The organism is Sphingomonas sp. (genome assembly GCF_036402235.1).
In the GTDB taxonomy this organism is placed as follows: Bacteria; Pseudomonadota; Alphaproteobacteria; order Sphingomonadales; family Sphingomonadaceae; genus Sphingomonas.
Window position 1 is genome coordinate 40405 of record NZ_DASWTG010000002.1, and the last position, 12457, is coordinate 52861.

13 protein-coding genes are annotated in these 12457 nt (G+C 65.0%); 11 read left to right on the forward strand and 2 right to left on the reverse strand.

Translation table 11 applies throughout. The features are described from left to right. Positions 1 to 8 precede the first annotated feature (8 nt). The gene (locus VGD28_RS00295; protein ID WP_331026324.1) at positions 9 to 566 is read left to right on the forward strand and encodes a type 1 glutamine amidotransferase domain-containing protein; all 558 of its coding nucleotides are present in this window, start codon (positions 9 to 11) and stop codon (positions 564 to 566) included. A 202-nt stretch (positions 567 to 768) separates the two neighbouring features. Then, a complete protein-coding gene (locus VGD28_RS00300) occupies positions 769 to 1701 on the forward strand; it encodes a right-handed parallel beta-helix repeat-containing protein (RefSeq protein ID WP_331026325.1) in 933 nt (310 codons plus the stop codon). A gap of 155 nt (positions 1702 to 1856) precedes the next feature. On the opposite strand, the gene VGD28_RS00305 is transcribed toward VGD28_RS00300, so the two are convergent. Continuing rightward, entirely contained in the window at positions 1857 to 2147 is a 291-nt protein-coding gene (locus VGD28_RS00305) for a putative quinol monooxygenase (RefSeq protein WP_331026326.1), read from the reverse strand. An 83-nt stretch (positions 2148 to 2230) separates the two neighbouring features. Further along, the gene (gene acnA, locus VGD28_RS00310; protein ID WP_331026327.1) at positions 2231 to 4903 is read right to left on the reverse strand and encodes an aconitate hydratase AcnA; all 2673 of its coding nucleotides are present in this window, start codon (positions 4901 to 4903) and stop codon (positions 2231 to 2233) included. A gap of 243 nt (positions 4904 to 5146) precedes the next feature. On the opposite strand from acnA, the gene VGD28_RS00315 reads away from it, so the two are divergent. The 9 genes from VGD28_RS00315 (at position 5147) to purT (ending at position 12339) form a co-directional block, all read left to right on the forward strand. Further along, on the forward strand, positions 5147 to 6844 hold the full coding sequence (locus VGD28_RS00315; protein WP_331026328.1) for an AIPR family protein: 1698 nt from the start codon (positions 5147 to 5149) through the stop codon (positions 6842 to 6844). 123 nt (positions 6845 to 6967) lie between these two features. Continuing rightward, entirely contained in the window at positions 6968 to 7738 is a 771-nt protein-coding gene (locus VGD28_RS00320) for a hypothetical protein (protein WP_331026329.1), read from the forward strand. A 377-nt stretch (positions 7739 to 8115) separates the two neighbouring features. Continuing rightward, a complete protein-coding gene (locus VGD28_RS00325; protein WP_331026330.1) occupies positions 8116 to 8988 on the forward strand; it encodes an OmpA family protein in 873 nt (290 codons plus the stop codon). A 123-nt stretch (positions 8989 to 9111) separates the two neighbouring features. Then, complete coding sequence (locus VGD28_RS00330; protein ID WP_331026331.1) at positions 9112 to 9462, forward strand: metalloregulator ArsR/SmtB family transcription factor; 351 nt, start codon at positions 9112 to 9114, stop codon at positions 9460 to 9462. Continuing rightward, on the forward strand, positions 9459 to 9869 hold the full coding sequence (locus VGD28_RS00335; protein ID WP_331026332.1) for an SRPBCC domain-containing protein: 411 nt from the start codon (positions 9459 to 9461) through the stop codon (positions 9867 to 9869). Before VGD28_RS00330 ends, VGD28_RS00335 begins: the two co-directional genes overlap by 4 nt. Positions 9870 to 9893: 24 nt before the next feature. After that, positions 9894 to 10100: a hypothetical protein gene (locus VGD28_RS00340; protein ID WP_331026333.1), complete on the forward strand. Its 207-nt coding sequence runs from the start codon at positions 9894 to 9896 to the stop codon at positions 10098 to 10100. Further along, the gene (locus VGD28_RS00345; RefSeq protein ID WP_331026334.1) at positions 10097 to 10507 is read left to right on the forward strand and encodes a DUF1801 domain-containing protein; all 411 of its coding nucleotides are present in this window, start codon (positions 10097 to 10099) and stop codon (positions 10505 to 10507) included. Before VGD28_RS00340 ends, VGD28_RS00345 begins: the two co-directional genes overlap by 4 nt. 58 nt (positions 10508 to 10565) lie before the next feature. After that, on the forward strand, positions 10566 to 10958 hold the full coding sequence (locus tag VGD28_RS00350; protein ID WP_331026335.1) for a DUF1801 domain-containing protein: 393 nt from the start codon (positions 10566 to 10568) through the stop codon (positions 10956 to 10958). Between the two features lie 214 nt (positions 10959 to 11172). Then, positions 11173 to 12339 (forward strand): formate-dependent phosphoribosylglycinamide formyltransferase, encoded by a 1167-nt coding sequence (gene purT, locus VGD28_RS00355; RefSeq protein ID WP_331026336.1) that lies wholly within the window; start codon positions 11173 to 11175, stop codon positions 12337 to 12339. Positions 12340 to 12457: the final 118 nt, after the last annotated feature.

The following is a 12457-nucleotide window of genomic DNA, read 5'->3' on the forward strand; positions in this document are numbered from 1 at the left end:
GAAACGAGATGGCCGACCTCTCGCGGGCACGCGTGCTGATGATCGCGACCGACGGGTTCGAGGAATCGGAGCTGATGAAGCCGCGCCAGGCGCTGCTGGATGCGGGCGCAAAGGTGACGCTGGCGTCGCTCGCGCGCGATCCGATCCAGGGCGAGCGCAGCGGCGAGAAGGGCGCGACGATCACGCCCGACGCACTGGTCGCGGAGATGGACAGCGACGATTTCGATGCGCTCGTCCTGCCCGGCGGGGTCGGCAACCCCGACAGGCTGCGGCTCGACCGGCGCACGGTCGAGCTGGTCCAGGCGTTTTCCGATGCCGGCAAGGTGGTCGCCGCGATCTGCCACGCGCCGTGGCTGCTCGCCGAAGCCGACATTCTCGACGGCAGGCGCGTGACGAGCTGGCCCTCGGTGCGCACCGATCTCGCCAATGCCGGCGCGACCGTGGTGGATGAGGCAGTGGTGATCGACGGCAACCTCATCACTAGCCGCAAGCCCGGCGACATCCCGATGTTCGTGGACGCGATCAAGTCGGCACTGGCGGAGGAGCTGGAAGCGGCAGTGGAGTGACAGGTAACAATCCTCCCCCGCCAGGGGGAGGTGGCGCGCGAAGCGCGACGGAGGGGGCGGGCGGCGACGCGCTATCGATGGTTCGCTTCCGTCCTCCCCCTCCGTCAGCCTGCGGCTGCCACCTCCCCCTGGCGGGGGAGGATTAAGGGCGTAGTGACAACTCGGGGTCCATAAGCCCGCGAAACCTCCGCGGAGTCTTCGCATGCGTCTCGCTTTCGCTCTTGCCGCCCTGCTCGCCACCACTGCGCCCGCGCTGCCGCAAGGGCAGGGCGCGCCGTTCACCGTGCAGGAGAGCGGCCGGTCCTATGGCTCGCTGCAGGAGGCCGTCTCGGCGATCGGCGAGGGGCGCGGCACGATCCGCATCGCGCCGGGCCGCTATGGCGACTGCGCGGTGCAGGAGGCAGGCGAGATCAGCTTCGTCTCCGAAGTGCCGGGCAAGGCGGTGTTCGACCGTGCGATCTGCGAGGGCAAGGCGACGTTGGTGCTGCGCGGGCGCGGGGCGAAGGTCGACGGCATCGTGTTCATGCGCACATTGGTCGAGGACGGCAACGGCGCGGGGATTCGGCTCGAGACCGGCGACCTCCATGTCGCCAACGCGATGTTCATCGACGGCCAGTGCGGCATCCTGACCGCGAGCTTCCCGCAGGGGCGGATCACGATCGAGCGCTCGACCTTCGCCGGCCTTGGCAAGGACCCGACCGGCAATGGCGCGCATGCGCTGTACATTGGCGACTATGGCTCGCTGCGCATCGTCCAGTCGCGGTTCGAGCGCGGAACCGGCGGGCACTACGTCAAGGTGCGTGCACCGCGGATCGAGATCCTTGATTCGAGCTTCGACGACAGCCAGGGCCGCAACACCAATTACGCGATCGACATCTCGAACGGCGCGACCGGACGGATCGCGGGCAATTCGTTCGAGCAGGGGCCGAACAAGGACAATTACTCGACCATGATCGCGGTGGCACCGGAAGGTCCCAAGCACAGCTCGGCGGGGCTGGTGATCGAGGGCAACAAGGCGTGGCTCTCGCCCGCGTTCAAGGAGCGCACGACCTTCGTCGGCAACTGGTCGCGCGATGCGCTGGTGGTGCGGGGCAACGAGCTGGCCGACCGGATCGCGCCGATCGCGCGGCGGTGAAGCTGCCGGGAGCAATCACATTCCGCTACTAATCCTCCCCCGCCAGGGGGAGGTGTCAGCGCAGCTGACGGAGGGGGCGGTCTGCGGTGAGCGAGCGATAGGAGTCCTCCCCTCCGACGCCACCTCCCCCTGGCGGGGGAGGATTGAGGAAAGACCTAAAGCCCCACCCCGCCGGCGACGTTGAGCTCGACCTGGCTGTCGAAGCCGGCGATCAGCGGGCGGCCCTTGGCGATCGCGGCCTGCACCGCGGGCAGCTGGAGCGAGGCCTTGTGGCTCTCGGCCTCGTCCCACACTTCGGTGATCCAGATCGCGTCGGGCTCCTTGACGTCCTCGGCGACGATATAGGCCTTGCAGCCCGGCATCCCGCCGGTGCCCTCAAGCAGGATCGCGATGAGCTCCGCGCGCTTGCCGGGCTGGGCGCGCATTTTTCCCAACAATCCGAACATGTTGCTTCTCTCCGTCGCGGCCGCGTACGGCGCAAGCAGGGCGATCGCCAGTCCCCCGGCGATCGCCTGCCTGCGCCCTGTCCTCACTTGGCGAGGTTCCGCAGCACGTACTGCAGGATGCCGCCGTTGAGGAAATATTCCAGCTCGTTGACGGTATCGATGCGGCAACGGGTGAGGAAGGTCTCGCTCGATCCGTCGGCGCGGGTCAGCTTGACCTCGACATCCTGGCGCGGGCGCAGCTGCGACACGCCGAGGATGGTGAAGGTCTCGCTGCCGTCGAGCTTGAGCGTCTGGCGATCGACGCCTTCGGCGAACTGGAGGGGGAGAACGCCCATGCCGACCAGGTTCGAGCGGTGGATGCGCTCGAAGCTTTCGGTGATGACCGCCCGGACTCCAAGGAGATTTGTGCCCTTCGCCGCCCAGTCGCGCGACGAGCCGGTGCCATATTCCTTGCCCGCGACGATCACCAGCGGGGTGCCGTCGGCCTTGTGGCGCATCGCCGCGTCATAGATCGGCATGGTCTCGCCGTTGTACGACGTCATGCCGCCTTCGACGCCCGGGACCATCTCGTTGCGGATGCGGATATTGGCGAAGGTGCCGCGGACCATGACGTTGTCGTTGCCGCGGCGCGCGCCGTAGCTGTTGAAGTCCGCCTTGGAAACCTGACGCTCCATCAACCACTTACCGGCCGGGCTGTCGGCCTTGATGCTGCCGGCAGGGCTGATGTGGTCGGTGGTGATCGAATCGCCGAGGATCGCCAAGGGCTTCGCCTCGACGATGTCGGCCACGGGGGCCGGGGTCATCGTCATGCCCTCGAAATAGGGCGGGTTGGCGATGTAGGTGGAGGCGGCGGGCCAGCTATAGGTGGCCGAGCCCTCGACCTCGATCTTCTGCCAGTGCGTGTCGCCGAGATACACGTTGGAATAACGGGTACGGAACATGTCGGAGTCGATGTTGGCGTTGATCACGCCCTGGACTTCCTCGTTCGTGGGCCAGATGTCCTTCAAGTACACGGGGCCGTCATTGCCCTCGCCGATCGGGGTCTCGATCATGTCCTCGGTCACCGTGCCCTTGAGCGCATAGGCGACCACGAGCGGCGGCGAGGCGAGGAAGTTGGCGCGCACGTCGGGCGAGACGCGGCCCTCGAAGTTGCGATTGCCCGACAGGACCGAGGCGGCGACGATGTCGTTGCCGTTGATCGCCGCGCTGATCGGCTCGGCCAGCGGGCCGCTATTGCCGATGCAAGTGGTGCAGCCATAGCCGACGAGGTTGAAGCCGATCGCGTCGAGATCCTCGCTCAGCCCGGCCTTGTTCAGATAGTCGGTGACGACCTGCGACCCGGGGGCGAGCGAGGTCTTGACCCAGGGCTTGCGCGTCAGGCCCTTGGCCCGCGCTTTCCGCGCGACGAGGCCGGCGGCGATGAGCACCGAGGGGTTGGAGGTGTTGGTGCAGCTGGTGATCGCGGCGATCACGACGTCGCCGTCGCCGATATCGTGGTCCTTGCCCTCGACCGGCACGCGATGGCCGTTTTCCTTGTTGTAGACCTTGAACAGGTCGCCGTTGAACACCTCATCGACCTTGTTGAGCGACACGCGGTCCTGCGGGCGCTTGGGGCCGGCGATGCTGGCGGTGACGGTCGCCATGTCGAGCTCGAGCGTGTCGGTGAAGATCGGATCGGCCATGTCGTCATGGCGCCACATGCCCTGCGCCTTGCAATAGGCCTCGACCAGCGCGATGGTCTCGTCGCTGCGGCCGGTGAGGCGCATGTAATCGAGCGTCTTGTCGTCGATGCCGAAGAAGCCGCAGGTCGCGCCGTATTCGGGTGCCATGTTGGCGATGGTCGCGCGGTCGGCGAGGGTCATCGTCGCGAGGCCGGGGCCGAAGAACTCGACGAAGCGGCCGACCACGCCCTTGGCGCGCAGCATCTGGGTGACGGTCAGCACCAGGTCGGTCGCGGTGATGCCTTCCTGCAGCTTGCCGGTGAGCTTGAAGCCGATCACCTCCGGGATCAGCATCGACACCGGCTGGCCGAGCATCGCGGCCTCTGCCTCGATGCCGCCCACGCCCCAGCCGAGCACGCCGAGGCCGTTGACCATCGTGGTGTGGCTGTCGGTGCCGACCAGCGTGTCGGGATAGGCGACGGTGGTGCCGTCGGCCGCCTGCGAGCTCCAGATCGCGTCGGCGATGTACTCAAGGTTCACCTGGTGGCAGATGCCGGTGCCCGGGGGAACGACCTTGAAATTGTCGAGCGACTTGCTGCCCCATTTCAGGAAGTCGTAGCGCTCCATGTTGCGCTGGTACTCGAGCTCGACATTGTCCTCGAACGCCTTGGGCGTGCCGAATTCGTCGACCATCACCGAGTGATCGATGACGAGGTGGACGGGGACCTGCGGGTTGATCTTCGCCGCGTCGCCGCCGAGCTTGGTGATCGCGTCGCGCATCGCCGCCAGGTCGACCACGCAGGGCACGCCGGTGAAGTCCTGCATCAGCACGCGCGCCGGGCGGTACTGGATCTCGCGCTCGGGCGCGACCGGGTTCTTCTGCCAGTCGACGATCGCCTGGGCATCGTCAGGCGTGACGGTGACGCCGTCCTCGAAGCGGAGCATGTTCTCCAGCAGCACCTTCATCGAGAAGGGCAGGCGGCTGACGTCGCCCAATTTCGCCGCGGCCTTGGCGAGGCTGTAATAGCTGTAGCTCTTGCCGCCCACGGTGAGCGTGTCGCGCGTTCCGAGGCTGTCCTGGCCGATGGCTGTCATTGGTGCGGGTCCCTTTCCCTTGTCTCAGTGCCACCGGAGCGGCGTGGGGGGAGCGGCTGCTAAACAGAGCCGCACGGGCGCGCCGGTGTGATGCGAATGCGAAGATTCGCGAGGGCCGATAGCAGGGGAGGGGGGCGGGGGGAAGGGGAGGGCAGCGTAACGAGGTGACACCCACTATGGACGTTTCCGATTTCCTGGCTATCACTTCGGACAGTAACATTTAGAGCATTGGGGAGCGTTCGAATGGCCGCGAAGCCGACCTTGGATGAAATCCTTACATCGATTGATGAACTTGCGTTTCGTGGGCAGGTAACCCGTGAGAAGGCGTTTGCCGCTTGGTACGCCATTAACTTCTATTCCGTTGACGAGGATGATGCGCTCGACGCAGCTTCCGCTGACGGAGGAAACGATCAAGGCATAGATATCGTTTTTATCGACGAGGCATCCGAAAGCTTGATGGTTATTCAAGCGCACTGCCCTCAAAATCAAACTAAGCAAACGCCGAAATCAAAATGGGATGCCGTTCTCGCCAGCTTGCCATATCTAAAAAACCCAAAGGCATTACGCGACGCTGGGCGGGCGGATTTAGCAGATTTAATAGAAAGTGCTAACAAGGATCATCGTGACCTTACTCTGACATTAGGACTGATATCCCTCGGTCAGAAATCAGAGGAAATTACTAACGCTCTTAATGTGAGTAAAGTCGGGGACCAAGAGGTTTCCTATTTTTATTCGGCCCAAGATGAAATTACGGCGCAATATAAGGCGATTGTCCTCGATGGTGGAGGCGTTTCTTCGGACTATATCGATTTTGCGGCCGATTATTTTGAAGATAAGGGTGAATATGGGCGGGCGATCGTTGGATCTGTAAGTGCTGCCGAACTGCAAAGGTTGCATAAGGCATATCCGCAGGAGCTATTTGCTGGAAACATTCGCCTTTTCCTTGGAGCTAGAAAAGGCGGGATTAACGAGCAGATAATTAAAACTGCTAGAGATCATCCCGGACTTTTTTGGGCACTAAATAATGGTGTCACCATTGTTGCCGATACTATCGACACGACGGTGGATAAATCTCCCAGACGTGTTGGCTTAAAGAGGTTCAGTATTGTAAATGGGTGCCAAACTACCTCAAGCTTGGTTCATGCGGATGCTCCTCCTAGTGCAAAAGTTCTGGTTCGCGTGATTGCAGCTAAGCAAAATATAAGAACTGATATTGTTAGGTATAATAATTCTCAGAATGCGGTTCGCATTTGGAGCGTGCGATCTGCTGATAATATCCAAAAATCTCTGAGAAAAGATTTTCAGTCTATTGGCGTGAGCTATGCCCCTAAGCTTGAAGGTGCTCGGCGTCGTAAAGATATGGCTATAATTGAGCTAGATAAAGTTGCTCAGTTTTTGGCGTCAGGGTATCCTGAATACCTTATTCCTGCGATTGCCAACAAAGGCGAATTGTTTGATGAGCCATATCAAACAATATTTTTTAAGGGAATTACGGCTAAAGATGTTTATCTGGCATGGCTGGTTGGTAACCTAGCAGAGGCAAAGCGCCTGAAGCTGCAGAGCGATCTAAAGGATGATGATAACTCTGGATTGCTAGGTGTGACTAGTACCTATTGGATAAGCTATGCAGCTCGGAAGCTTATCGAAAAAAGAAATGACTTCGCATCAAAGGTTATCACGCTTGAGTGTATGACTCGCAAGGAGTTCAAGTCGGCCCTAGAGAAATATATTGACGCTTCTGCCGAAGCCTTCTGGGATGCGGCTGTTGATGCTTATGATGAGGACTTTGGATCATTCAAGAGTGCTCTCCGGTCGTCTGCGTTCTTTAAGAAAGTTGATAGCAAGCTTTCGCTTCGAATCACAAAAATTCTCTCTAGGAAAGAGGTTCCAGAGCTTAAGCAGGTCTGTAAGAGCTCGGCGCCAAAGGGTGCAGCGGGTTGATCATTGATGGTGGTAGGTCGAGCGAACTAAACCCCACTCCCCATGTTCCCAAAATGTTCTTTCCTACACGCCGCATTCCGTATAACTGGACTCCCCTCGATGCGACTCAGCAGGGCGAGGGATATGCGGAAACCTTTTTCACGATGGACGGCGGATACGCAGACCGCCTTTCTGATGGCGCTGCGGGCGACCGGGCAGGCGCGCAAGGCGGCGGAGGCGATCGGGCGGTCGCTTTCCACGGCCTATAAGCGGCGCTCGCGCGATCCCGGCTTTCGCGCGCGGTGGGATGCAGCGGTGGCCGAGCAGCAGGCGGCGTGGATCGAGGCGCAGGGCGCCGCGGCCGAGCCGGGCGAGCCGCACGAGCGCTTCGACGGGTGGAGCCGGCTGCGGCGGCGGGCCTTTCTGCGCGCGCTCTCCGAGACCGGTCAGGTCAGGGATGCGTGCGAGCGGGTGGGAATCTCCGACACCGCGGTCTATCGGCTGCGCAAGCGATCGCCGGGCTTCGCGCGCGACATGGCGGCGGCGCTGGAGCGATCGGCGCCGATGCTCGAGCAGGTCGCGTGGGAGCGCGCGGTCGAGGGCTGGGAGGAGCCGGTGGTGGTGCGCGGCGAGGTGGTAGGGACGCGGCGGCGCTATTCGGAATCGCTGCTGCGCATGCTGCTGCGCGAAGCGCATGCGGCGCGGCGCATCGAGCTGGCGGCGGAGGCCAAGGCGCGGCCGCGCGGGCCGGCCTATGCCACCCCGGAAGAGACCGATGCGCACCTCACCCAGCTGCTCGACAGGCTCGCCCGCAAGAAGCGGCGGCAGCTGCTGGAACAGGCCGAGGCGTGGGAGCGGATGCAGGCCGGGGCGGGCGGGGACGGCGACGGCTTCGTGCGGCCGCCACGGTCCTGAGCTGCGCGGCGAGCTGCGGCGCAAGGCAGGCGCGTGGACCATCGCGTCGCGTTGTTCCCGGCCGCACTCTCGAGCGTCTGGCGGTGGCGCCGGGCGCGAGAAGCGGGGGCGGGACGGGGCCGCTCCGCATCGGTCTGGCGCGCGATGCGCTCGAATTACCGGCACAACCGGCAGCGTCGGGCAGCTGTTCATCTGCGCGAAAGGTTAATCCGAACACGCCGGAGGTTCATGGGTCGTGAACGGCATCGGTGCCGCGCATCCCGTGAACCGAGATGGAGGGGGTTTCTGACGATCGGTTGTGCCAGCCCGGGGGCGGCGGTTGGAAGCGAGGCTGCGATCACGCAAGCCCGACCGGTCGAGTTTGAAGGAGTGATATGATGCGTGTCTTTTCCAAGAGCTCACGAATGCTGCTGCTGGCCGCCGTGGCCGGCGCTGCGGTGCCGGCCGGCCTGGCGGCGCAGGAGCAGGTGCCTGATCCCGCGGCGACCATCACCGGCACGGCCGAGCCGGCGCCGGCCGAGATGACCAAGGGCCCCGAGGTCAAGGGCATCATCTCCGCACGCCGCGACGACAAGGTTCAGGTCACCACCGCCGACGGCAACAAGACGGTGATCGCGGTCACCGACGCCACCAAGATCCGCGGGAGCGGCGGGTTCCTGGGCCTCGGCCGCGACAAGCTGGCCTCGGACTCGCTGCTCAACGGCCTGCCGGTGACGATCAAGACGCTGCAGGCCGGCGATACGCTGGTGGCGAGCCAGATCAACCTGCAGAACAAGGACCTGCGGACCGCGTCGATGATCCGCACCGGCACCGAGCAGGGCTTCGCCGAGCAGACCGCGGCGACGGACGCCCTGCGCAGCCGCGTGGGCGATATCGACCAGTATAACGTCAAGGGCACGACCAACGTGAACTTCGACACCGGCAAGGCGGTGCTGTCGGCCCAGGCCAAGGCCGACCTGTGCGCCGCGGCGCAGCAGGCCCAGGCGATGGACAACGCCCTGCTGCTCGTCGTCGGCTACACCGATTCGACGGGAAGCCAGGAGTTCAACCAGACGCTGAGCGAGAAGCGCGCCAGCAGCGTCATCAACTATCTGCAGCAGGCATGCGGGTGGAAGCCCTATCGCATGCTGACCCCGACCGGGATGGCCGAAGCCGACCCGCTGGCGGACAATTCGACGCCCGAAGGCAAGGCGCAGAACCGCCGCGTCGCGGTGAACATCATGGTCAGCAAGGCCGTCGAGGGCCTGTAATCCGGAAGATGCGCGGGGTGGGCGCTGCCCGCCCCGTTGCTTTGGGCCGATGGCCCGCGCGCGCCGCGATGCGCGGGCGCGGCCGGCTTGACTTATCCATAACCCGATGGTTATGCGACGGGGATGATAACCCGTGAGTTATGTGTCGGGCGCGGCGCCGGTCCCGAGCTGTTGTTCCGCACGCTCGCCGATCCGACGCGGCGCAGGCTGTTCGAGCGGCTGTGCCGCGAGGGCGAGCAGACGGTAAGCGGGCTGACCGCGGGTGCGGGGGTGTCGCAGCCGGCGGTGTCGAAGCATCTGGGCGTGCTCAAGCGCGCGGGGCTGGTGCGCGACCGGCAGGCGGGGCGGCAGACGCACTACCGTGCCGAGCTGCGCGCGCTCGACCCGCTCGACGCCTGGGCGCGCGCGATGAAGGGCTTCTGGGAAGCGCGCATCGACGGGCTGGAGGATCTGCTGAACAGGATGGACCAATGAGCGCGGCCGGCGTGGAGACGCGGACGGTGACGGTGGAGCGCGAGATCGCGCATCCGGCCGAGCGCATCTGGCGCGCGCTGACGGAGCCGCATTTGATCGCCGAATGGCTGATGGCGAACGATTTCGTGCCCGAGGCCGGGCACCGGTTCGGGCTCAAGGCCGAATGGGGCGACCTGAATTGCGAGGTGCTGGAGATCGAGCCCGAGCGGACGCTGGCCTATCGCTGGGCGGGGCTGGGGCTGGACAGCGTAGTGACATGGACGCTGACCCCGGTGGCAGGGGGCACGCGGCTGACGATGGTGCAGACCGGCTTCCTCCCCGAGCAGAAGCTCGCTTATCATGGCGCTAGGGCCGGGTGGCCGCGCTTCCTCGACCGGCTGGAGACGGTGCTGGCGGGGCTGGGCTGAGACCATAACGACAGGAGGGTGCAGATGGGGTTGAGCAGGCCGATCCGGGTGGTCCATCGCTGGGTGTCGATCGTGTTCGCGGCGGTGGTGATCATGATCTTCGCGATGCTGGGGCTGGGGCATGAGCCGGTCGAATGGGTCTATTACCTGCCGCTGCCGCCGCTCGCCTTCCTGCTGATCACAGGGCTGTACATGTTCTTCCGGCCCTATGTGCGGCGGCGCGCGGGATGAGCAAGGCGCCCAAGCTCCTCTCCGGCGGCAACCCGCAGATCGCCAAGGGCGAGGGCGATGCGCCGGTGCAGGCCTATATCGCCGCGATGCCGGGGTGGAAGCGTGCGGCGGGGGAGCGGCTCGACAAGCTGATCGAGAAGGCGCTGCCGGAGGTGCGCAAGGCGGTGAAGTGGAACTCGCCGCTCTATGGCGCGGACGAGACGACCTTCTTCCTCGGCGTCCACTGCTTCAACAAATACATCAAGGTCGCGTTCTTCAAGGGCGGGTCGCTGGAGCCCAAGCCGCCAGTGGAGTCGAAGGACCCGGACACGCGCTACTTCCACATCCATGAGGATGACGATTGGGATGAGGCGCGGCTGATCGACTGGGTGCGGCAGGCCGCGGCGCTGCCGGGGTGGAAGCCGTAGGGCGACAGCCTGCGGATCCTCCCCCTGGCGGGGGAGGATTGAATAAGAGGAGAGCGACATGGCGGATGAACCGACGGCCTCGCGAGAGATCGACGCGAAGATCGAAGCGCTGGGCGGGTGGCGCGGGCCGATGCTCGGCAGGCTGCGCGCGCTGGTGAAAGAGGCGGTGCCCGACGTGGTCGAGGAGGTGAAGTGGCGCAAGCCGAGCAATCCCTCGGGCGTGCCGACCTGGTCGAAGGGCGGCATCCTGATCACCGGCGAGACCTACAAGGACAAGGTCAAGCTGACCTTCGCCAAGGGCGCGCAGCTGGAGGATCCCAAGGGGCTGTTCAACGCCAGCCTCGACGGCGGGACGCGGCGCGCGATCGATTTCCGCGAGGGCGATGCCGTCGATGGCGAGGCGCTGAAGGCGCTGGTGCAGGCGGCGGTGAGGGCGAATGTGAAGGGGTAGGATCGTTCTGGGCATCGTCATCCCCGCGCAGGCGGGAATCCATTGGCGCAGGCGGTGCGGATCGAGCCGAGCGGTCAGCCAGAAGTGGATCCCCGCCTGCGCGGGGATGACGGAAGAGGGAGCAGGGTGTCCATCCTGCGCGCCAAGGGGTGACAAGCCGCTGCGTTCCGGCCAGTGGCGGGGCTTGACCGCTGGCGAGAAGGAACGGGCACCCATGGCATTCACCGCGAAGATCCTGCTGCTCGGATCGGGCGAGCTGGGGCGCGAGTTCGTGATCTCGGCCAAGAGGCTGGGGGCGCAGGTGATCGCTTGCGATTCCTATGCGAATGCCCCGGCTATGCAGGTCGCGGACGGGCATGAGGTGTTCTCGATGCTCGACGGCGAGGCGCTGCGCGCGGCGATCGAACGCCACGCGCCCGACTATGTCGTGCCCGAGGTCGAGGCGATCCGCACCGAAGTGCTGGCCGAAGTGGAAGCCGAGGGGGTTACGGTGGTGCCCTCGGCGCGCGCGGCGCAGATGACGATGAACCGCGACGGCATCCGCGAGGTGGCGGCGGTCGAGCTGGGGCTGAGGACGTCGCGCTACCGCTATGCCGAAAGCCTCGATGAAGTGCTGGCGGGGGCGGCGCACACCGGGCTGCCGTGCGTGATCAAGCCGGTGATGTCCTCGTCGGGCAAGGGGCAGAGCACCGTCCGCGACGCCGCGGGGCTGGAGGCGGCGTGGGACTATGCCGTGGCGAACATGCGCGGCGATCGGGCGCGGGTGATCGTCGAGGAGTTCATCGACTTCGATTACGAGATCACGCTGCTGACGGTGCGATCGCGGCAGGGCGTCAGCTTCTGCCCGCCGATCGGGCACCGGCAGGAGCGCGGCGACTATCAGGAGAGCTGGCAGCCGGCGGCGATGTCCGCTTCGGCGATCGCCGCCGCGCAGGACATGGCGCGCAAGGTGGTCGACGATCTGGGCGGGTACGGCATCTTCGGGGTCGAGTTCTTCGTCAAGGGCGAGGAAGTGATCTTCTCCGAGCTGTCGCCGCGGCCGCACGATACCGGCATGGTGACGCTGATCTCGCAGAACCTCAGCGAGTTCGACTTGCATGCCCGCGCGGTGCTGGGGCTGCCGGTGCCCGAGGTGCGGCTGTACGGGCCGTCGGCATCGGCGGTGATCCTGGCCGATCGCGACGGCGAGGCGCCCGGCTACGAAGGCGTGGCCGAAGCGCTGGCGGTGGCGGGCGGCGAGATCGACCTGCGCATCTTCGGCAAGCCGACGACGCGGCCCTATCGCCGGATGGGCGTGGCGCTGGCGCTGGCGGGGGATATCGATGCGGCGCGGCGGATTGCGGCCGAGGCGGCGGGGAAGGTGCGGATTGTGTACGGGTAAAATCCTAATCCTCCCCCGCCAGGGGGAGGTGGCAGCCGCAGGCTGACGGAGGGGGCGGGCGGCGAAACGCTGATGGCCCGGATCCTCCCCCTCCGTCGCTGCGCGACACCTCCCCCTG

What these genes read in the sequence shown, in the direction of transcription:
- VGD28_RS00325 (WP_331026330.1), top strand. Translation starts at nt 8,116, where the DNA reads ATGCGTGTCTTTTCCAAGAGCTCACGAATGCTGCTGCTGGCCGCCGTG.
- acnA (WP_331026327.1), bottom strand. Translation starts at nt 4,903, where the DNA reads ATGACAGCCATCGGCCAGGACAGCCTCGGAACGCGCGACACGCTCACC.
- purT (WP_331026336.1), top strand. Translation starts at nt 11,173, where the DNA reads ATGGCATTCACCGCGAAGATCCTGCTGCTCGGATCGGGCGAGCTGGGG.
- VGD28_RS00340 (WP_331026333.1), top strand. Translation starts at nt 9,894, where the DNA reads ATGGGGTTGAGCAGGCCGATCCGGGTGGTCCATCGCTGGGTGTCGATC.
- VGD28_RS00345 (WP_331026334.1), top strand. Translation starts at nt 10,097, where the DNA reads ATGAGCAAGGCGCCCAAGCTCCTCTCCGGCGGCAACCCGCAGATCGCC.
- VGD28_RS00335 (WP_331026332.1), top strand. Translation starts at nt 9,459, where the DNA reads ATGAGCGCGGCCGGCGTGGAGACGCGGACGGTGACGGTGGAGCGCGAG.
- VGD28_RS00305 (WP_331026326.1), bottom strand. Translation starts at nt 2,147, where the DNA reads ATGTTCGGATTGTTGGGAAAAATGCGCGCCCAGCCCGGCAAGCGCGCG.
- VGD28_RS00315 (WP_331026328.1), top strand. Translation starts at nt 5,147, where the DNA reads ATGGCCGCGAAGCCGACCTTGGATGAAATCCTTACATCGATTGATGAA.
- VGD28_RS00300 (WP_331026325.1), top strand. Translation starts at nt 769, where the DNA reads ATGCGTCTCGCTTTCGCTCTTGCCGCCCTGCTCGCCACCACTGCGCCC.
- VGD28_RS00295 (WP_331026324.1), top strand. Translation starts at nt 9, where the DNA reads ATGGCCGACCTCTCGCGGGCACGCGTGCTGATGATCGCGACCGACGGG.
- VGD28_RS00320 (WP_331026329.1), top strand. Translation starts at nt 6,968, where the DNA reads ATGCGGAAACCTTTTTCACGATGGACGGCGGATACGCAGACCGCCTTT.
- VGD28_RS00330 (WP_331026331.1), top strand. Translation starts at nt 9,112, where the DNA reads ATGATAACCCGTGAGTTATGTGTCGGGCGCGGCGCCGGTCCCGAGCTG.
- VGD28_RS00350 (WP_331026335.1), top strand. Translation starts at nt 10,566, where the DNA reads ATGGCGGATGAACCGACGGCCTCGCGAGAGATCGACGCGAAGATCGAA.